The organism is Culturomica sp. (assembly GCF_003524185.1).
In the GTDB taxonomy this organism is placed as follows: domain Bacteria; phylum Bacteroidota; class Bacteroidia; order Bacteroidales; family Marinifilaceae; genus Culturomica; species Culturomica massiliensis.
This window is the reverse complement of the sequence record NZ_DOED01000016.1, coordinates 74,898-97,092: the sequence shown is the minus strand read 5'-3', so window position 1 is coordinate 97,092 and position 22,195 is coordinate 74,898. Positions and strand designations below refer to the sequence as shown.

Genomic DNA, 22,195 nt, shown 5'->3' with positions numbered 1-22,195 from the left:
TTGAAGCATTAAAAGAAGATTTTTGTACCCTTCAGCATGTATCCCGGAAAGACATTTTTTCTAATTCGGCATATTCTCCGGTTTTCCGGGATAAATTTTGCAACTTACTTGCCCGACCCCGTTTTTTTTCCCGCTTTGCGTTACACCGTCAGAAAATTGTGTCGTTTTCCGAAACAAAAATAATATCCTGCCATTCTCAGATAGTATTTACCTCCCCAACCCCCTGACAATTTCGCGCTGCTTACTGAAAAACTGTACCCTTTCAATATCTCCGCTCCGTGAAATCAAAGTCGAAAACTTTTTCAGGGACTGTATCCAGGCTTTCAGCCTCACAAATAAATTATCATCATCAGAAGTCAGGGAATTGATAGCAAACACCCGGATCATACTCAGATGAAAAGAAGAAGTTTCCACATAACTATAAGTGGCCTCAAAATTAATATTCGACAAATAGATTAATACCTCATTGCCATTTTTATAAGCTCCCTGAGCTGCAATATGCTCTAAATCGTCCAGCAAATAAAGTACCTCCTCCTTCAAAAGCCTTACCGTCTCTTCGGAAATCAGGTTCAGGCTGGCAAAATAATTGATGTCATTCACCAAATGGGGAATCATCTCCCGGTCCCACACATGTGAAGTATGGTGAAACAACTGGGCATATGCCACAAACTCCTTCAGTTTATCCAATAATTTTTCGGGCAGCACCAAATCTTCAAACCGTTTGGAAAAATGAGTCTTTTCATGCTGATACATCCATTTAAACATTCTGAACCTTGCCAATGCATCGTATTTCAAATACAAAGTTTGCGGCAATATATTCGACGATGTGCACAATTCTGCAGTCGGATCTTCCGTTACGCTGGCAAATACCTTAATATAGCTACTCACCAAATTATAATAAGTATCCGCCGGAAATTCATACTCCACCATATTCAGGTTAATCAGAGCATTTTTATGTGCCTGTGCCCCCACCAGCTTATCCAGTGAAAGCCTCATCTTCTGGGTTATCAAAGCAGCTTCTGCCAGTGTAAAAGGCACTTCTCCCCTCAGCCGGCGATAGGTTGCTTCTTTTCCTAAATTTAAGGTTTCCATCAGGATATTAGCCAGATTTATTCCCTCGGGCAGACAATTACGCATAGTCTGGATCAGACTCTCATTCAAATTATATTGATTCATCATTTCATAGTTTGTCTGTTAAACGAACTTAGAGAATGTTCTGTTTCGCAAAATGAAACAATTTTAACCGGATTAAAAAAATGTTGCACGACACGAAAAATCGGCCAGGAATTCCTCCAGTATTAGACACGAAAAAAAGCATTCCGGTTCAGGTTTTGTCACAAAACACAGATATACAGCCTCTATTTTTGTATTCGAACAAAGGCACAAAAATTTTGATGGACGATTCAGGCGAAAAAATAAACATCCCCCAACAATCGGGAAGATCATAAACCGCAAATCTGATATCATAACTAAACTATAAACGAGATGATGAAACTTTACTTTTTAACCGTTTTGGGTATATTACTTGGAATTACAAAAACTCCGGCACAAGGATACGAAAGCTATACCCTACCGACCTGGGCCCTGAAAACAAATGCCTTGTATTGGGGAACAACCACTCCCAACCTTGCCTTAGAAGCCGGACTTCATCCGCAACTGACACTCGACCTACTGGGCACTTACAATCCCTGGCAATTCAGCGGCAACAAAAAACTGAAACACTGGCTGGTACAACCCGAACTCCGTTATTGGACCTGTGAACGTTTTAACGGACATTTCTTCGGTATCCACGGACACTATGCCCAATACAATGTAGGAGGCATCAAAATGCTGGGGCTAAAAGACCACCGCTATCAGGGTAATCTCTGGGGTGCCGGAATATCCTACGGTTACCAATGGATTCTCTCCAATCGTCTGAATCTCGAAGCAACCCTTGGCTTAGGATATGCCCATCTGAAATACGACAAATATGATAAAGAAACGTGTGGCCGTTTCATCAAAGACGGCAGGAAAAACTACTTCGGTCCTACGAAAATCGGCGTATCGCTGGTCTACTTCCTGAAATAACATACGGTCAACCCCTATTTATAAATCTTATAATCCAATAAATATGAAAAAGACAGCCCTGATAAGCACCCTATTTCTGACAGTCATCTCTGTAGCCCCGGCCTTTTCCCAACGGTCGTACCAGGGAGAAATCCGGATCGTGCAAAACCGTTTCGAACAAAAAGGCGATACCCTTTTCCTGCAAATGGACATCGACCACTCAGGGATAGCCGTGAAACCACGCCAAACCATAGAACTAACCCCGGTATTGGAAACCGACTCGATGGACCTCGTTTTGCCTTCCGTCGTCCTGAATGGAACAAACCGCGACAAAGTTTACCAACGTTCCCTGAAACTGGACAAACAAAAAAGTCCGGCTATAGCCCCCTATCTGGTCAAACGGATCGACGGCCGTAGTAACGAAACAATATCTTACGACCTGACCGTTCCTTTTGAAGAGTGGATGGCCGGGGCTACACTGAATCTTTATGAAGACTTTTGCGGCTGTGCCGGAAAACGGCAACTCATCGCCATTAATATGTTCCCCACAGCACTGAAGCTGGAAAAACCGATAGTCCCCGACACAATCATCCAGCCCGCTCCGATGCCTGCCCCGGTGATTTACACCAAAGAAGGCTCAGCTTTCGTGAATTTCCCGGTCAGCCAATCCCGGATATTACCCGGTTTCCGCGATAACCGTAGCGAACTCGCTAAAATACACGCTACCCTGGATGAACTGCTCGACAACCAGCAGGCCAGAATCACAGCCGTCGAACTGACCGGCTATGCATCCCCGGAAGGTCCCCATGCCTTCAACGAAAAACTATCGCAACGACGGGCTGAAGCTCTGGCAACCTACCTGAAGGAACAATACCAGCTTCCCTATTCCATTTATCACATTTCCTGGGGAGGTGAAGACTGGACTGGACTTTATGAGCTGGTAACCGCTACGGATATGCCTGAGAAACAGCGCATCATCGACATCATCGAACAGACCGGTGTAAACGACACACGCATCAGACAATTCCGTGAACTCGACCAGGGCAAATCCTATCGCTATATGAACGAATATTATTTCCCGAAATTACGACGGGTAGATTATAAAATATATTATCAGACAGAGGAATAAAAAACTATTAAATAAAAGAAAGGAGGACCAGGAAGAATCGAAAGAAATAAATCGTTTCAACTAAACAATTTTAATTCATTATTTATTTAACTTAAAACTAAACGCAATGAAAATAATCAAACATTTTTTTATGTTAGCATTAGCAGGATTAGCTTTTGCAGCCTGTAGTAACGAAGATCCTATTTATGATGGCAGGGAATCGGAAAACCCGAATGCAAACGCACCGGATGCGTACACGGCCTTTGCCATCAACATTCCGAATGTCCCCAGGGCCAAAGCTATGACCCGGGCTTCCGACCCCGGCACTCCCGAAGAATATGCGGTAAACACCCTGCACGTGTTCATCTATGATGCCGAATCGCCTTACACACCGACACTCGCCGAATTTAGTGTGGCTGACGGTAGCCTGAGCCTCCGGCCGGGAAGCACTTCCATTTGGGAAACCAACAGAGCCATCAAAACCAAGAAAGCCGACAAATACATTTTTGCAGGCGTCAACCTCCCTCCGATGATCATCGATGCAATCAAAAGCCAGGGATTCGGAGCATTCAATTTCCATGAATTTTCACTACCCATCCTGCAAGCCACCGGGCCGGAAGGATTCGTGATGTTCAATGCCGCATATCCCCCAAGGACTATGGCAGACCAACTTTACCCGACAGAAGAAGAAGCGCAGAATCCGGGTGCACAGCTCTCGATTCCCGTTGACCGTATCAGCGTCAAAGCCTCTGTTGCAAAAGGTCCCGAATTTGTGGTAAACGGCGGAGGCACCATGACCGACCTCACTTACGGCTGGCGTAACATCAACCAGGCATTCTATTTTGTACAAAAAATGGAAAACGGAATCATCAAAGACCATAACTGGTCGAGCTATTCCCCCTGGGATTTCAACCCGGGCGACGATCACTTACCCGTAAACGAATCCGGTGCGCCCATCGACATGTTCTCTTATGCCATGGAAAACGCTTTCGACTTTGTTCCTAACGTGACTCTAACCGACGAGGCTACCTACCTGAGCATTTCAGGCTACTTCCGTCCCGATCAGGTCATCCGGATCAGACCGCAGGCCAGCCGCGCCTATCCGTCCAGCGGTTCGGACTTCGAAATCATCGACAATCCGAATCCCGAAAGAACCACGTTCTACATCGTCCGTACTGACGACGGCGTAGCCAACTATTTCGCCGACGCATCGGTAGCTGAGACATTCGCACAACTTTGTAACCAGGGAGCCGACGGTATGCCCGAACTCTCCGAGCCTTACGATATCAACCGTAACAGGTACGACGAAGGACGATGCTACTACCACCTGTTTGTAAACGGTGAAGCCAACACCCCGCAAGCGCCTTACAACATATACCGTAACCAATACTACAAAGTAAACCTCAACTCTATCCAGGCTCCGGGTAACCCCGACGAAAATTTCGACAAAGGCAAACCCATCCAGCCGAATGCATGGCTCAGCGTAGAGATCGAAGTCAGAGAGTGGGAACTGATCGAAGAAAACCACGATCTATAACCCGCATCCGTTCATAAAGTCCTTCCCGTTTTGTGAAAGGACTTTATGAACCATTAAACAAGCCCGCCGGGCTTTGCAACCAAAATCGAAACTTTATAAACACCTTATACGATGAAAACATCCCGGATAAAATATTTCATCCTGTCCCTGTTCATCAGCGGAATCACCCTCCTGTGGGGAGGATGTATCAAAGAAGACCGCTCCAATTGCGAAGAATGCCTGACACTGAAATTCCGGTACCGCACTGCACCGGAAAGTCGTGCCGGTACTAGTTTTCCGGAAATCGACCGTCTCTCGGTATTCGTTTTCGACGGTTCCGGCATATTCGTTTTCCGGGCAGACGACGACGGCATCCGTATTACGGATGCCTACTCTATGACGCTTCCGCTCAAACCGGGCAGTTATCAGTTTGTAGTATGGGCCGGACTGGACGAACACTACATCCTCCCCACCTGCATCAAAGGAGAAACCCGGATGGAAGATTTTATCCTGCAACTGGAACGGGAAACGGACAACTCCATTCCCCGCCACCCGGCCCTGCTTTATCACGGCTACGAAGAAGTGACCGAATTCAAGCCCCTGGAATCGAAAACCATTACCATCAGCCTGCTGCGGATCACCAATACGATTCGTGTCATCGCCCATAATTTACCTGCAACTGTCAACCACTCCATCAGCATCGAAGATGACAACGGCACCTACTACCACTCTGCCGAAATCGCCCCCGACGACTTCCTGACTTATATCCCGGTATACGCCCAGACCCGGGCACAGGCCTCTTCGTTGATTGCCGATTTCAACGTCATGCGTTTACAAAACGACCGGGCAGCCCGTCTGAAAATCAAAGACGAGACAGGGACTACAAAATACGACGAAGCCCTGATTGGTAAACTACTCAGCGCCTACCCCGGCATTGATTTCGACTACACCCATGATTTCATCATCGAAATCACTTTCAACGACGCCTACGTCCCCGTCAGCATCAAAATCAACGGCTGGGAAATCATCGACGAAGAAAGCGGCCTCGGGTAATCCCGGGGCTTCTTCCTACAAATCAACACAGTACGAAACGACTATACATTCATACCATTAACAATCTGTAAACAAAGTAATCAAGAAAATATCAAATAAGTCCATGAATTTATCTGTGATTTATTTATTTTCAGGAATAACTTCATTCAAACAAGCCACAGCATTAAGCGTACGGGGATATCCAATGTATGGAAGCAGCTGGGTAACAGCAGCCAGCAAGATAGCTTTATCATTGCCTACATTTAGATTTCCCCGGATATGCCCTTTGACCTGTGCTTCACAACCACCCAACGAAACAAGGATAGAGAACGTAAGTAATTCACGCGTTTTCACGTCCAGAGCCGGACGGGTCTGGTAATCACCGAAACAGTTGGCAGAAAGATATTTTTGGAAATGCAACTGGTCAGCAGGAGATGTTTCGTACATTTTATCGATGTGCCCGCTACCAAAAATAGATTTTTGCAAGGCAAGTCCTTTCTCCATACGGGTTTCGGAAGTAGTCACGGCTTGGGATTCCAAAGGAAGCGGCACACCTTTCCCGATAAGAAATTCGTTGGTAACTGCTAAAAGTTCCTCCACCTTTGCCATTCCGGCGTAAGGAACAGCATGATAAAGCACTTCTTTGATTTCGACGGGACTGATCCCATTGGCCAGGGCTGCCTGCAAAGTCTTGCAATATTCGGTTTCTGTATTCATAGCAATAGCCGAGACCATCGTTATAAGAATGCGGATACGGGTATCCAGTTCGCCGCATTGCTGTGTTTCTCCGAAAGCAAAATTACCAAATACCTCTGCCAGCTCGGGATCGGTAGCAGCCAACGTGCCGTCAGGATCCGGAAACCATTGGCGGTAATTACGGGCAGCATCAGATGAAAGTTCCCCGCTTTGCAAAGTGGCCTCAGCATAAGCCGCATCATCCACGGGCTCCAGCCATATATTCTTGTTCGTCTGCGGATTACACTCGATTGCCAGATGCGAAAACCAACTGTCGGGAGCTGCACCGTGCCAATGGACTATATCCGGGGCAATTTCAACGATTTCACCGGGAAACAATACCCGTGCGGCCTTTCCTTTCTCCTGGTAATACCCTTTGCCACCGACGGCTATCAGGAGTTGACCACCCGTGTGACTGTGCCAATTGTTCCGGCACCCCGGCTCAAAGGTAACATTACTCACCGGACAATTCAAATCCTTATTCTGGGTAAGACGAGCCAGCCAAGACCGGCCGATAAAAAACTTTGCATACTGCACATTCGCATCTCCCACAGGAAATGCACTTAAATTACGGAGTTCTTTTTTCATATTCTGGGCATTTAATAGATTTCCTGTATGGAACAGTAACATCAAAGTTACTGCCGCCATTATAATTCTTCTGATTTTCATAAGGGTTATCGTTTTCGTTTCTATTAGATATGACAAACCTACCGAATCTGCCCTATTTTACAGGTAAACAAATTACGGATTGTCCTACCCATATTACAGATTTTTCATTATCCGGAACCGACAAATACCAATCCTTATAAAAAATGAATTTTACAGACAGTTTACAGGTTAAACTACAAAATAACCGGTATAATTAGTAAGAAAACGGACCTCATGTTCTTCCTGCAGAAAAGACAATGATATATAAAAAAAGTCCCGTCTTTCCTTAAAAGACGGGACTTTCAGCAATTCATATTTTTTAATAAATTACTTTTCGAGAAATGATTTTTTCATTCTGGCAATATCGGTCAGGTAGTCCTGAAGATCTTGTTCATGTTCTTCTTCTTCAGCCAATATCTTTTTTACGATATCACAAGTAGTAAAGTCTTTTCCATTCGTAAAGTCGGCAATCTCCTGATACCTCAGAATAGCACAACGTTCAGAAGCTATATTGTCTTTTAGCAAGCTGACAGAACCAAAGTCCTGGGGGGTATCGTATTTGCATCTTGCCAACTCAGACCATTTCTGCGGATCTAAAACGGGTACTCCTTCCAATTCAATGATACGCTTGGCTATCATCCGGGCATGCTGATGTTCTTCATTTGCGTGTTCTTCAAACTCACGTTGTACGTCGGGACGCATAGCACCTTCAACGACTAATGCGCCTACCCAATATTGGTAGTAAGCCAACCATTCTTCAGACAGTGCAGCATTCAACTGTGAGATCAATTTTTCTACGTCCAATTTTCCTTGGAGAATTTTTACACTTTCTTTAGCCATAATTTTAGGATTTAGTTTATTTGGTTCTATTTATACGTGTAACGGACAAGATTTTTTTTTGTTTGAGTAGCTTGAAATTTTAACAAGGATTTCTATTTTCTTATCCAACGCAAAATCCCGGAAAGCCGCAGCAACGACAAAGACAAACCCATCGGTTTGCCTTTCCCGATGACCCGATTACGAAGATTTATCTGACAAAATAAATTCCGGAGACCTCAGTATATTTCACTGAAATCTCCGGATTCCACCGATAAATTCGCATCTTTAACGTACTTCTCTCCCCATCATTTTTTCACGTAAGCCTCTGCTTTTTCTTTCATCCGGGCCGAACGTTTGACACTATCCGGATGACTCGAGAACATTTTCTGGAACATAGACGATTTTTGCCCGTCCGATAACCGACTGAGTTTATCCAAAGCATTGGCCATTCCATAAGGATTAAAACCATGTTTCACACAAAATTCAAACCCATAATCATCTGCTTCCAATTCTTGTTTTTGTGAAAACTGTGCACCTGACAAGGCTTCTGCAATATCTCCCAACTGAGAATCCGTCAATTTCTCCAACATCCCTCCGGCAGCCCCGGCAGCGTTCTTTGCTGCAGAAGCAAGATATGCATTTTTCATGGCATCTTTACTATCGGTATGCACGACATGACCTATTTCATGACCCACAATCGCCATCAATTCATCATCGTTCATCATATCCATCAAAGCTGAAAATACCCGGATACTGCCATCACCACACGCAAAAGCATTAATATCTACCACTTCATAAACTTTATAATTCAGCTTCAGCCCTTCGACATCTCCCACGTTTTGCATCAGTGAATCCAAACGTCTGGAATAAGCAGACTCAGGAGCTGAAACCGGATTATGTTCGTCCATCCATTTCACCGATTCCCGGCACAAAGCAGCCACATCTTCATCCGACAAAGTAATTGCCGATGCCACATTCGAAGCAGCATTCAATACTTTTTTTGTATTGATCATACGATTTCCGATCTTTATTTGCGCTTGTCCTACAGACATTATTCCAGCCACAACCAAAACAAGTAATACCCATTTTTTCATTTTCATTGTATTTTTCATTAAAACCTCACAAAAATATAAAATTCTATTTCTCCGGCAATCGAGAAGGCAAAGCATTGGCGCTACAAAAATTTCAATGCCTCTTTCACATCTGGATTTCCTGCTTCTGCATTTCCCTGCGCAGATTAAAAGCCTCAGCCAGATTCTTTTTCACGCTCCCTCCCTTACTATAACAATCCCCGACAGCATACACATTTTCGTCTCTCCCTGATCAGCATGCCGCAGGCTCTCTTTGAAATCCATCTCATTTTTCATCATGAATGATTTTAATAATAATTTATTACAATCTTCCATTGCATAGCTACCGCAAACACATAACCCTGGTAAGAGCCATGCAACACTCATTAACAAAATTAAAGTTTAAATTGGAAATTCTCTAATTTTATCAAAATAGTTTTAAATCAGGAAAACGGGGCAATTGTGCTTACAAATCCCCCGTTTCCGATGTTAAATAAGTTTTTTGGTAATGGTTTGGATAGCTGCAGTAACAGACTGGGTAGTTGTATAGGTCCGGCTGCTTCTGGTATATGAAAAAGTCAGTACATCTCCGATATTTGCGTCAAAAGAGGCCTGATAAGTCCCGGTCGAAGTTGTCACAAATATTCCCACGACTCTGGTACCGACACTAACTGTCACAGTTCCGGCATTGATCACCGATCCACTTCCGGATCCGGTACCATAAGTCAGGGTTCCTGAAATTTTTACCAATTGGTTTTTTAAAGCAATTGTGTAATCAAGGTAATTAGTACCGGTCAACCGAATGGTTTCGGATACATTTTGTTTGTTTGTGGTAAAATTAATGATCTGTTCTCCGGCAGTTGTCGCCGTATAGGTGTATATTCCTCCCACCACTGTACCCGTAACGGGAGTTAGATTAGAAGTATATATCCGATAAACTCCGGCAGTCGGGACAGTAAATTTCAGAGTAACGGCCTTACCCGTTCCGAAATCAACAGGATTCGGCGTAAGCACAATATTTGAAAAACGGTATACGCCATTTGTATTACTATACGCCACCTGCCCGCGTTGAAAAAGGTCGGCATCAATAAAAACAGTTTCGGACGCATTGGCTGTATTAGTTTTAAAATTGATAGTCTGCCCTCCGGTAGCGGTAACTTTCCATTTGTACCGATACAGTCCGTTTTCGGGTACAACTTCAATATTAGGAGAAACCGGCGTCAGATAAGCCGACGTGACGTAACAATTGAACGGCAGCATATATTCGGCTTCGGCGGGAACCGTAAACTTCAGCGTCACCGGAGTTTCCATTGTATTAGGAACGGTCGCCGGCGTCACACTGATATTGGTAAACGTAAAAGGCGCATGCAGAAGCAACCGGATAGTTCTTGATAAAGTTCCGGCCTCTATTTTTAGGGTTGCATTACGGGCTATCCCATTTGCCGGGACATCGTGGATGGCAGCCGAGAGATTTCCTGTAGCCGGATCGTAAGAAACCGAACCGTTTACCAGTGGATTGGCCGGGTCCTGGACGAGAGTAACTACAATCGAAGAATTCTGTGAAACTCCGGCCACTGTTTTATAGGTAGCATTAGCATTCAGGGTCTGTCCGTTGGACGTGAATGAAATCACTGTTTTATTTACAGAAAGGACATACGAACCGTCAGAAATCGTGGGATATGACTGCAGCAGCACCGAGGCCGTAATATTGTTCGATGCCGGTGAACTTTTGGCTGCTTCCATCGTGGAATATCCAGCCATGGCAACACTTTGTATGATAATTTTAAACCATACATTCCGTTGTATATCATACATATTTTTAGCATCATCGATAATATCAATTTTATAATAACAGGTAGCTCCTGCATAAGTTCCCTGGACGATCACATAAGTCGGGTCAGTAGTGACGGTAGAATTTTTACGTTCAAAGGTATAGATATCAGCCACATCCATGGTACTGGCATCGGTAAAGGTCACTCCCGCCGGCTCGGTAATCACCGGATCGAATGTACGGGTAGCGGTATTAAAGGGTGCTACACTTCCGGCAGAAGCTTTATTGAACAAAGCAAACTTCACATTTGTCAATCCCCACCCTGCCTGGTTTTCAAGGGTAAATTTAGCCATATTCCGGATCAGAGGCACCGGTTGTCCGGTGAGTACCCCTGAATAAATACCGCTGTTCAGTACAATACGCTGCCAGAAAATCAGTCCGGTAGACTGTAAAGGTGCAATCAGCTCCCCTTCATCCTTATTCAAAGAGGCGACATCGCTGAAAGCACTCCAATCGTAGTTAGCGATAAAATGCAGGATACGCTTATTTGTACTCTGCGGAAGTGTAACGGTGTAATTGTTCGCACTGAAGGTAGCCGAATAACGGCCGATAAACCGGGCATTCTCGTCAAAAACCAATACCTGTAACCCTGTAAGCAGGTTTTCATTTATAGCGCGGGTTCCGGCAGGCACAGCCTCTGGAAGCTGTATCGTAAAGCGTACATTCACATTACCGTCTTTATCCGGAAGTTCGTGTTCCGGATATTCATGCGTACAACCACAAAGGAGAATTACCAGAATACTCAATATTCTTCTCATAGTTTCATCATTTATTGTTCATCTTTGTACAAATCGTATACGGCTCGGATATAAGCGGTTCCGGCCGCTCCTCCGCTGGTCCAGACATTATTTACAAAATCATAATAATCGTATTTAAAAGCACTCCAATAAGCCTCACCGGTAAGTAACCCTTTCACAGCACTATTGGGGTCGTCCTGGATAGAGTTAATCAATTCAATTTCCGCCTTTGTAGGCATACGCCAGCCACTGCGATAAATATCCTCACCATACTGCAGGCAACGAAGCTGAGCCACAGAATAAGTTACCCGATTATATATACCATATTGCGAAGCAATGATAAATCGCGGTGAAACCATTTTATTACCGTTAGCAGTGGAATCCGTTTTGGGATATCCATTGGTTGGATCACCCAATGTATAAGCACCGGTAGAGCTTGGAACCAAGGTATTCACCGTAAATAAATTCAGGTTGGTTCCCCCTTCAAACCATTCCGGTTTGATATTTCCGGTAGAAATACGCGCCGTAACATACCGGACAGGATACTGAACGACAGTCGCATTCAGGCTCAGTCCCTGATTATTGGTGACAGTGAAAGTAATATTTTTGGGTACGTAATTAATCGGGATAGTACTACTAATCGTAATAGTACTCGTTGCAGCATTTACAGCAAACACCGGAAACTGTGTCTGCCCGCTTGTATAGGTAACATTCGAAGGAACCCCGCTCGTATTGTATTGTGTACAGGAAGCCGTAATATTGGTAATACTGACAGGCAAATCGGAAACATAATTCAACGTATAGGTAGCAATGTTAGCCATAACAATATTATATTCGTTTATTCCGAGATAATGCTGATTGATCGTCTTGAGTACGATCTGCCGGGTCGTCCAATCCGTAATGGTACAATTGCCGTTTATCGATACCGTGCCACTCTCACTATCAGATCCATTACTATCTATATATACTGTCACATCGTAAATCATATTGCGCGCCACCCGCCCTGTTTCAGCTTTACCGGCATATTTATTCACCGGAATACGGTAATAATTCCCGAGCCGTGTCCCGTAGGGCACATTCACCATCAAATATGTCTCGTCAACAGACGAAGTGCCCCAGTTATTTTCATAACAATAGAAAGTAAACGTAGTAACAGGTGTACCCGTTACATAAGGCGAATCACCGTAATCCCCGCCTGCCGCCACATAAGGATTATTATCCAGTAGAACACCGTATTTAGCAAAATGACGGAGAGATACCTGCACGATAGTAGCACCGGCCACAACTGACGAAAGGCTGAATTTTACCCTGATTTTAGACATAGCCCGTTTGAGCGGTATACTCACATTTACCATTGCAGTCTGAGGTGTAGGGTTCAGTATGACCGATACCTTTCCATCCATAACAAAACTGCTCTGCGTCGTATGACTCGTAACGGGAGTCATTGTCCTCAGTGATTTCAAAGCACCGAAAGTAATGTTACTTTGTACTGTCATATCTGACGGGAGGTTGACTACCGTATAAATATCGTAAATCACACCGGGACTGAAGCTACTCTGGGAAGTAAGCAATTCCTTTGAGAAGGTACCCGTTCCCTGAAACGACAGGCCCGTAAAAGCTTCATAGCGGAGACAGGGTTGATTATCCGCCGCATTTTGCGGAAAAATGAAAACATGCATATTCGTGATCTTGTTTTCATTGAGCAGATCGTCTCCGGGTTCTGTAGCACGGGCTTCCACACTCCCTGCTTCCGGCTGCATTCTCAGGACAATTTTCCCCTGTGCAATATCAGGCAAGAAGTTATCTGTTTCACGGTCACAAGCCCACAGCAAAAGAACCGGAAGAATCATATATAAACTTTTTTTCATATCCCTATTAATTATAAGATGCAACCTGCGTAATCTTAATCCGGGTATCGGTACCCGGATAACGGCGTTGTGTACCAATCATCGGATTAATGGGTATTTCATTCCCTTCAACGGAAATATAAAACTCCGTATCCCGTGCATTGCCGGTCCATCGCTTCGATGCTCTGACGGCAATGACATAGGGTGAGCCCGGATTCGCAAATCCGTAGGATACAGCCTGAGACGCTAATCCCGCCGTAGACGGAGTAAAAGCAAAATCAAGCCCGTTGGTGAGCGTAGCGCTCCACGCTGCTCCGTAAGGAGCTTTTAATTCAAACTGAAACACAGCATCTTCCAGTCCCCCCACATTTGTATTCATTGTCTTGGCATTCGTTCCTCCCCAACTGCTTCCCCATGGACCAAACGAAAAATCACCGGCCGTAATGGGCCGTTCGTATTCGATATTCTGCTGATTCCAGGGCAAAACGTTCACATTTATCGTAATTTTAGAATTGATATCAAGAATAGCCAGTACCTGATAAACATTGTTTTGTAACAAAGAATATTTGTTGATAGTCTGGTTATTATCCGTTATATATCCTTTGTAAGTATAAGCATTTCCACCGGAATTCAGCCTTATCTCCAAAGCAGGGGCAGTCACCTGCACAGGTGAAAAAGCGGTCACCAGATTCTGGTAACTATAAAAGACAGCCTTGGCATTTGCCGGCTGCAAAGCCGTACCATCCACATAGGACGTTAATACCGAAGTATTGGACACATTCTGTTCGTAAAACATCGGCGAAGAAGTCATCTGCGGCGTAGTAGCTGAATAATCGAACTTCACCTCACTGTTACGCACCTGATTGCGAAATTTGATGTATTCAAGCGTCACTGTATTGGAACCGAAATTTACCCCTTTATAAACGTGCACATCCACCCGTGCCTGCAAACGCCGGAGAATCAAGTCAATCTTCCGTCCGTTATCACCGGATACAACCGTAAAAGTCTGCATTCCCACCATCAGCAACGACGCCGGATCAAATCCACCGCTACTTTCCGTAATGAGGCTTTCAAGTTGCTGCCTTGTCGTTGCCGTACTTAGGGTAAAAACGCTACCGTCCGCTTTCCTGAATGTTTTTCCGATATAATTGGCAACAACATACAGCCATTTCTGTCCAGGTTGGGTTTCAATAGGTATTTCCCGTGTGATGGCTGCCGGAAAAGAAGGCACCAACACCGCCTGTTCCGGCACAGCATTCACATCATTACCGAACAGATAAATTGCCAGGCTCGTAAATGCCTGGTCCTGGTTCACCGAATTAGGATCACTCACGCCCTGCATATTTACAGCTAATTTAATAGATATATTCTCAGGACGCTGTACTTCCTCCAAGCCGGGTTCTTTAGAACAAGACATCAGCAAAAAAATACCTGCCAATATGATTATTAATCTGCAATTCATGACATTACCTGTTAAAACCCAGTTTTATTAATTATCAGGAATAATATGGTTTATTTTCCACCCATTTATGACAACGCTAATCCGGACATGATTACCGTCCGTTTGTATTCCTATCTCAAAAATAAACCGGTCTTCCCGGTCGAAATCTGTCTGCGTTTTATATTTGGGATTCAATAAAATCTGATCAATCATATTCTCATTGTAAATCACTTCGGAAGTCAGGCTATTTTTAATTACCAGCCTGGAAACCTGCCCCAGCATCAGACGCATGATCTTCAACTCAGCCTCTACGAAATCCGTTCCGGCAATCATATTCACCGGAGTATACTTAAAAGTCCCGTGATTCAGATCAACGTTATTATCTGCCAGATATCTGCCGTTCAATGCCATAATAGATACATCAAAAGGTTGAGCTGCCGCATAAACGGATTGTACGGTTACGGGGGTTGTATTCGTTATCCGGACAATCACTTGCTTGGTATCCTTCATCAATTCCACCTCCATGACCTTCTGATTACCGACCATTGCAACGGCATCCGTTACAAATCCGGCATAAAAGTCGTCCGGAACGAGTGACGGATAAAGATAATCCCCTTCACCGCCTGTATTTTTGAGTTCTGTCCGGAAATCGTTAAGGTCAGTTAATCCCTTGCGTAAGGTTCCACTCAACGTATTTCCCTGACCACTCAACTCACCTGTTGAAAAGGCCGTGAAATCACCGCCATAGGCGACGACACTGTATTTTCCCTCGGAAAGCGGGATACGCATCACATAATCGTTCGTCAAATGTTCTCCTTGTTCACTGAAAGTATTGACATACTTTCCCTCATCATCGAATACATAAACCGTCACCTTATGAATATTGTTCCCGAAAAGATTCGTATATTGATTATTAAGTGTATATCTGAACCTAAGCAACAACCAGCTTTCACACATGGCTGTCTGCTCCCGTAAGCAACTTTGTATAAACAACGGAAAAGCCAGAAGGACATAGAGAATAATACGTTTCATCATCTGTTCGGCGTTAACTCTACTCCCCCCTATGCGCCCAGCACAGAGTAAGTAAAAGTGATAAATTTACGATATCAAAGTACAGGTGTACCGACATACAAATTCAAGACTCAATCGTTCATGCGTAAATCGGTACACCTATAACATTTATGTTTATTCCCAACCAGGTTTAATGATATTGATTGTCCAGGGCTTCACTGAAACGGTAGCTGTAACGGTGATATTTTCTTCATAAGGTTGAGCTGTTGCTTCATTATGAGTAAAAATCAGATTCTCGATACGATATACATTTCCGGGTTTAAATTCGTTAACAGGATTTCCTCCACTGTCTTTATACTTCATCACGGTAACATATTGAATCGGTTTTCCCAAATCATTATTTACATACGCAACTTCCGTTAACTTTAAAATCAAATGGGGTACATCCGCAGGTGTGCCTGTCGTAAAAGTCAGACTGGGACAAACCTGATAAGCCCAAGCTTTTTTAGGAGTTACTGCCGGATTAGTAGTAGTTGCTCCATTGGTTGGATCAGGGTAGAATGTCAGTCCGGCTGACGTCGGAGTGCAATAATCAGCCATTGCATTATCTACCCAATCGGACGGAGCCGCCGGATTACCTCCTACATAATAAGGGAAATCCGTATTATATGAATTAAAATAAGGCCCCCAGTTCGTAGCCCATCCCGGCTGGTTTCGAATATCAACAGAACTGCCCACCAGATAAGGGGTGCCGTCCAGCAATACATAAGGATGTATATTATTCATAAACACTCCGGAAAGTTTATAACCCGTAATATCGGCATTTACAGCAGGTGCAGCGGCACCGTCTTGGTTCTGACATGTAATTTGTGCCAGTTCAAAGCGGGCAACCAAAGGAGTCAACTCAACAGAAGCCGTATATTGATGTGCTCCGGCTGCCGCTGTAAAGGCAGTACTCCGCCCCGCCATCGGCACATGTACAGCATCGGCTTGTAATTGGTCGATACGGAAGCGGGCCTCCGTTCTACCGGTACCCATTACCGCCGGATAGGAAGTACCTGCAGTTGTCCGCAGGTTAGCAACAAAATACAAAGTAATAGCCGTATTCGGAATACCCGTCACCGTAACCGTATTCCCCCCGGCTGTTGATGCAGTATTTGCCAATGCCGCTATTTCCGTTGCCGTCAATTCCCGCTGGTGAATATTATTTCCCGAAGCATCGATAAAATAAATCTTCCCCGAACCGATAACGGCATATTCGGAACTGCCCTTTTGATCGGAGATTGCCCGAGTCTGAGCGGCTTGCTTCACGGTAAGAGTAACCGTATTTTCTCCTGTGTTCTCCTCCGGTCCTGTTATTTCATCCTGCTTATTACAGGCAAACATAGCACCGGCCATAATTGCCACAAATAGAATTTTCTTCATAATCAACGAGTTTAATTGTTACTTTAGTTTAGTCTGTATAGGATATTAATCAATATTTCAACATTTTTTTTCTCTTCCACGCCCCGGCTTATCGTTCTGCCATCATTCCTTGTGTTTGATCATAATAAAGTCAAAACTCTACTTTTTATAGTTAAACAGACCCATTGAAGAAAAAGTTACAGGCTCTATTTCATGATAACTCTCTCAAAAAGAAAGAAAAAGTTTTTATGGTATTACAATTTATCATTCATAATACATAATTTACATTCAAAGTATTTGATTTTATATTTTATAATAGATTTTATCCCATTACTCTAAATATTAAGTAAAAAAAAAATAAAAATTACTCCCTCATTTTTATAACATAATTATTTATAAATGTAGTTATTAAAGTTTGTAGTAATTTAAGAAAGGAATATCGGAAACTCTTTATTCTGCGGAAAGAGAAAACAAGGTATATTTTAAAAAGTAAAAAAGATTTTTTTAACACTGTACGGGAAAAAATTTCAGATATTATAATTAAACAAATCGCGTAATATTTTTAAACATTTTACGCTGAAAATCATAGCTATCAATTCAATTGCAGGTCTACAACTGAAAGAATCATGCTTGCCCCCGTTTAAACCAGTATAAATTTTTCTTCCGATCCGAAAAATAGACGACAATCGGAAACAAACCTGATTTAAGCCTCGTTCTTTAAACCAGTAAAAGTTTTCAGAGTGAAACTTAATAAATTGACAGGAAATGACATGAAATCCGAACGAATTCACCGGCTAAACAGAGCTCCGATCAAGCAAGGTCTGTATATATTGTATCTAATGCAGACCTCCCAACGGCTTCATTGTAATCTGGCCTTATGTCAAGCCGCACATCTAGCAAACGAAACCGGTTTACCCTTGCTTATCGTGTTTCATCTGAAACCGGACTATCCGGAAGCCAACTACCGTCATTTCAGATTTATGGTAGACGGCCTTCTCCAATGTGCGACTGATGCCATCGGATTCGGTATCGGATTCGAATTATCTGACCTGCCGGAAGAACAGCTATACTCGCATTATCTCAATCAGGCAGCAGCCATTATCTGTGACCAGGGTTACCTTTATCCGCAACAAAAATGGCAGACCGATATAGCTGCAAATGTTTCCTGTCTGATGGAAACAGTAGAAGACAATCTCATCATACCTATCGCTTCGGCTTCCAACAAGGCTGAATGGAGTGCACGGACAATTCGTCCCAAACTGATGAAAAAAATATCTTATTTTGCAGGTGATGCCGAAACCAAGTTACCGCCATTGAAATACCCTTTTCGGAACAATGCCAGCCACAACAATGAAACAGCCGAACGTTTTCTCGAAACAACACGAAAAAACAAATATCTTGCACCGGCCGATCTTTCCAGCGGAGAAAGAACAGCACAGAAAATACTGAACGATTTCATTGAGAATAAACTAACGGATTATAGTCAAAATCGTAAAGATCCGTCATTAGCCGGATCTTCCCGTTTAAGCCCTTACCTGCACTTCGGACAGATTTCTCCTTTACAAATATTACAAAAAATCAATACTTTACCTTATGCCGGTGCTTTCATAGAAGAATTACTCATACGCCGGGAGCTGGCTCACAATTTTGTTTATTTTACGCCTCATTATGACGATTATACCATCCTTCCGGCCTGGAGCCGTAAAACACTGAAAGAACACCGGTCCGATCTCCGGCCACAACTCTATTCACCGAAAGAACTCGAAAATGCAACTACAACTGATTCTTATTGGAATGCAGCAATGTACGAAATGCAAAAAACCGGATTCATGGAAAATACCATGCGTATGTATTGGGGAAAGAAAATCATAGAATGGAGCCGTTCCCCAGAAGAAGCCTATACCACAATTATAACCCTCAACAACCGTTATTTTCTAGACGGACGGGACGCCAACAGCTATGCAGGAGTAGGTTGGTGTTTCGGTCTGCACGATCGTCCGTGGCCCTCAAAACCCATTTTCGGTACAGTACGAAGTATGACTGCCCAAGGATTGGCACGCAAATACGATATGGATACTTATTGCAAAAAATTTTTACTTTAACCGATTAAAATATTACGATCGTAAATAGCCGCCGGCTTGCAGAACAATTTCAACCAATCGTTTCATCTACCAGGTAAACAATTGACTCGTAAGGTTGTTTGATATGATCCTGCATGACGATTTCACAAGTACGTGCCAGCGAATAGCAACCGTCAAACTGTTGATCAGAAATTGCATACCGTTCATCCCGGGTCGCCGATTCGGATAGTTCCGGAAAAATAAATCCCCGGTCGCCGGAAGCCCCGCAACACCCCCAATTATCAGGCAATATCACTTCCCGGGCACATTTCCGCGCAATATCGAGCATAACGGGAGTCAGATTCATGATCTGACAGGAACAGGTCGGATGTAATAAAACCCTGTTCTTCGGCTTGATTTCCTTTATTTTAGGTAAAATAATCTCATTCAACCATTGTGTAATATCTATAATTTTCAATTGCTTATATTTCTCCTGATTTTCAGGTGTGAGGATATTTCCTCCGGTTTCGGACAACAGCGTATGCGTACACGATGTCGTATCACAAAATATGGGAATACGTCCTCTTTCAGACCAATCATAAAAACAGGCAACGGTACGGTTGGCCGTAATCTTCTGTCCTTCAACATTTCCCTTGTGTTCCCAAATCTGTGAGCAGCAAAGTCCATGCGCTTCAGCAGGCAGACTTACACGTACTCCCGCTTTACCGGCGATTCTCAATATGACTGTCATCAAGTCGTCTTTATGTAAAGCTGAAGCACCGAAAATACGGGTCACACAAGCCGGAAAATAAATATAATCGGGATCTGTCTCTTCCCGGTAATGTAATTTGCGGGGCATCGGGAAATGAGCCGACCAATGGGGCATCTGACGGAACATTCTGTGCAGAAAGTCTGTCGCCCAAATTAAAGGATAAGGCGAAACAACACGTTCTGTTCCGACAGCCAATTTCAGCATGGCCCGCAGATCGGTTTCCACTGCGCCGAAATGTCCGGCGGCATAATGCAGGATATCCGATGCTGTTTTCGTTGCCTTTTTACTCCGGATAGCATCGGTTACAACAGCCGTACTGATCCCCATAGGGCAAGGCATCTGACACATGCCGTCTGCCGCACAGGTCTGTTCTCCGATATAATCATATTCCTTTTCCAACTGCGGATTGCCTGTCCGGGCAATAATCCGCCTGGCCTGTAAACGCTGACGGGGTGTTAACGTGACATAGCGGGACGGACAAACATGCTCACAAAATCCACATTCGATACAGGTATCTGCTTTTTTGTAGTGTAAATCTTCAGAAAAAAGCGTCATCTCTTTTACCGACTGCAAATGAGCATCGGGATCGGAATTCAGAATCACCCCTTTATTCAATATTCCCTGTGGATCGGCCAAACGTTTTATCTCCTGCATCATCCTGTAAATTTCAGTCCCCCATTCCCGTTCGACAAAAGGTGCAACGGCGCGTCCCGTACCATGTTCTCCTTTCAGCGATCCGTCAAGGGAAAGTACCAGGGTCACCATCCCCTCCATAAAACGGGAAAAATTATTGATTTCGTCCACCGTTTTCATTCCGGAAGTCACCAAAGGATGTACATTCCCATCCCGGGCATGGCCGAAAACAGAGCCTTCATACCCATGTTTATGAAACAGTTCCTGTAATCCTCCGACCAAAGCATCCAATTTTCCGACCGGAGCCGCAACATCTTCAAGTATGACAGAATCTCCCGGTATACGGGCACCGGCAACGCACGGAAAAATTCCATCGCGCACTTTCCATAGCTTCTCACGTTCATTTACCGTACGGGTAAAATCCTCCAGGTTCACAAGGCCATCCAATTTTTTCAATTGAGGTCCGAGATGCTTTATCATATCCTGCATCTCCTCTGAAGATCGGGCCCCATAATCGATCAGCATGGCCGTCGTTCCTCCGGGCAGTTCCGGACGGTCGCCCAAACTACTCAATGCCGCGTAATCCATCATTTCGACCGACAATGCCCCGCTTTCTCCCAAAAAAGCGGCCGCAGCCGCCGCCTTCGTTGCATCTTTAAAATAAAGCATGGCTGAACTGTAAACAGGCAGCAAAGGCAGGGTATTTAATTCTGCCGATACGATAAACCCAAGCGTACCTTCTCCCCCGATCAGCAGATGAGCAAAAATATCCGCCGGATGATCGAAATCGACAAAAGCATTCATGCTGTATCCGGTCACATTCTTAATTTTATATTTTTCTATAATCCGGTTACGTATCCCGTCGTTACCCAATATCTGTGAACGAATCTGTAACAATCCTTTACACAATTGTTCTTCTTCCTGTTCAAAACGCCGTCGGTCGGCTGTGAGACGGCTATTATAACAATGTCCGTTAGCCAGCATAAATTCGATAGAACTCAACGTATGGTAAGCATTGTACCGGGTTCCGGTTTGCATGCCGCTGCTATTGTTAGAAAGAATTCCCCCCATCATGGCTGCAATAGCCGAAGCAGGGTCAGGTCCGATCTTAGTTTGATATTTCTTTAAAATCGTATTCACCTGATGAGCTGTAAGCCCCGGTTCAAACCATATTTTACGGCCGTTGTCACGCACCTCGCTTTTTTTCCAGGCTGTACGCAATTCGCAGATGATGCCGGCATTCACGCTCTGTCCCGACAGCGAGGTACCTCCGGTGCGGAAGGTAACGCCTGTCCCTGTTTCTGAAGCAATAGCCAATAACCGCTGCACTTGTTGCAATGTATCGGGACGTACAATAACTTCGGGTTTGATATTAAAATAAGAACCGTCCCGGGAATAAATTTCCCGGTAAAGTCCGGAAGACAATATCTGGTGAGAATCAAATACAGCAGTCAATTTGTGTAAAAGCCGTTTGTCCATATCCTT

Annotated in this window: 15 protein-coding genes; 5 read left to right on the top strand and 10 right to left on the bottom strand. The window is 44.0% G+C overall.

Going from position 1 to position 22,195, the window contains the following annotated elements; translation table 11 throughout:
* Positions 1-207 precede the first annotated feature (207 nt).
* On the bottom strand, positions 208-1,176 hold the full coding sequence (locus DD657_RS06760; protein WP_068690071.1) for a hypothetical protein: 969 nt from the start codon (positions 1,174-1,176) through the stop codon (positions 208-210).
* A gap of 309 nt (positions 1,177-1,485) precedes the next feature.
* Between DD657_RS06760 and DD657_RS06755 the strand changes: the two genes are divergently transcribed.
* From DD657_RS06755 to DD657_RS06740, 4 genes are all read left to right on the top strand, one after another.
* The gene (locus DD657_RS06755) at positions 1,486-2,067 is read left to right on the top strand and encodes a DUF3575 domain-containing protein (RefSeq protein ID WP_021988344.1); all 582 of its coding nucleotides are present in this window, start codon (positions 1,486-1,488) and stop codon (positions 2,065-2,067) included.
* A 43-nt stretch (positions 2,068-2,110) separates the two neighbouring features.
* Positions 2,111-3,175, top strand: a complete 1,065-nt coding sequence (locus tag DD657_RS06750; protein WP_287049160.1) for a DUF3868 domain-containing protein — start codon at positions 2,111-2,113, stop codon at positions 3,173-3,175.
* Between the two features lie 106 nt (positions 3,176-3,281).
* The gene (locus tag DD657_RS06745) at positions 3,282-4,691 is read left to right on the top strand and encodes an Mfa1 family fimbria major subunit (protein ID WP_287049158.1); all 1,410 of its coding nucleotides are present in this window, start codon (positions 3,282-3,284) and stop codon (positions 4,689-4,691) included.
* A gap of 111 nt (positions 4,692-4,802) precedes the next feature.
* Entirely contained in the window at positions 4,803-5,723 is a 921-nt protein-coding gene (locus tag DD657_RS06740; RefSeq protein WP_287049156.1) for a FimB/Mfa2 family fimbrial subunit, read from the top strand.
* A 120-nt stretch (positions 5,724-5,843) separates the two neighbouring features.
* Here DD657_RS06740 and DD657_RS06735 read toward each other — a convergent pair whose 3' ends face one another.
* The 8 genes from DD657_RS06735 to DD657_RS06700 all read right to left on the bottom strand — a co-directional run bounded on the left by DD657_RS06735 (position 5,844) and on the right by DD657_RS06700 (position 17,266).
* Positions 5,844-7,106 (bottom strand): cupin domain-containing carboxymuconolactone decarboxylase family protein, encoded by a 1,263-nt coding sequence (locus DD657_RS06735; protein WP_437124766.1) that lies wholly within the window; start codon positions 7,104-7,106, stop codon positions 5,844-5,846.
* A 306-nt stretch (positions 7,107-7,412) separates the two neighbouring features.
* Entirely contained in the window at positions 7,413-7,925 is a 513-nt protein-coding gene (locus DD657_RS06730) for a ferritin-like domain-containing protein (RefSeq protein ID WP_068690083.1), read from the bottom strand.
* Positions 7,926-8,209: 284 nt separating this feature from the next.
* The gene (locus tag DD657_RS06725; RefSeq protein WP_287049155.1) at positions 8,210-8,998 is read right to left on the bottom strand and encodes a M48 family metallopeptidase; all 789 of its coding nucleotides are present in this window, start codon (positions 8,996-8,998) and stop codon (positions 8,210-8,212) included.
* A gap of 465 nt (positions 8,999-9,463) precedes the next feature.
* Positions 9,464-11,563, bottom strand: a complete 2,100-nt coding sequence (locus DD657_RS06720; RefSeq protein ID WP_287049154.1) for a FimE-like fimbrial tip protein — start codon at positions 11,561-11,563, stop codon at positions 9,464-9,466.
* Between the two features lie 11 nt (positions 11,564-11,574).
* Positions 11,575-13,410: a fimbrial tip adhesin FimD gene (gene fimD, locus DD657_RS06715; RefSeq protein ID WP_287049153.1), complete on the bottom strand. Its 1,836-nt coding sequence runs from the start codon at positions 13,408-13,410 to the stop codon at positions 11,575-11,577.
* 7 nt (positions 13,411-13,417) lie between these two features.
* Positions 13,418-14,851: a hypothetical protein gene (locus DD657_RS06710; protein WP_287049151.1), complete on the bottom strand. Its 1,434-nt coding sequence runs from the start codon at positions 14,849-14,851 to the stop codon at positions 13,418-13,420.
* A gap of 27 nt (positions 14,852-14,878) precedes the next feature.
* Positions 14,879-15,865: a FimB/Mfa2 family fimbrial subunit gene (locus tag DD657_RS06705; RefSeq protein WP_287049149.1), complete on the bottom strand. Its 987-nt coding sequence runs from the start codon at positions 15,863-15,865 to the stop codon at positions 14,879-14,881.
* A gap of 150 nt (positions 15,866-16,015) precedes the next feature.
* Positions 16,016-17,266, bottom strand: coding sequence for a hypothetical protein (locus DD657_RS06700; protein WP_287049148.1), 1,251 nt, complete (start codon positions 17,264-17,266; stop codon positions 16,016-16,018).
* Positions 17,267-17,985: 719 nt separating this feature from the next.
* On the opposite strand from DD657_RS06700, the gene DD657_RS06695 reads away from it, so the two are divergent.
* Positions 17,986-19,347: a deoxyribodipyrimidine photo-lyase gene (locus tag DD657_RS06695; RefSeq protein WP_287049146.1), complete on the top strand. Its 1,362-nt coding sequence runs from the start codon at positions 17,986-17,988 to the stop codon at positions 19,345-19,347.
* A 49-nt stretch (positions 19,348-19,396) separates the two neighbouring features.
* Here the strand turns inward: DD657_RS06695 and DD657_RS06690 are convergent, their stop codons facing one another.
* Positions 19,397-22,189, bottom strand: a complete 2,793-nt coding sequence (locus DD657_RS06690; protein ID WP_287049145.1) for an FAD-binding and (Fe-S)-binding domain-containing protein — start codon at positions 22,187-22,189, stop codon at positions 19,397-19,399.
* Positions 22,190-22,195: the final 6 nt, after the last annotated feature.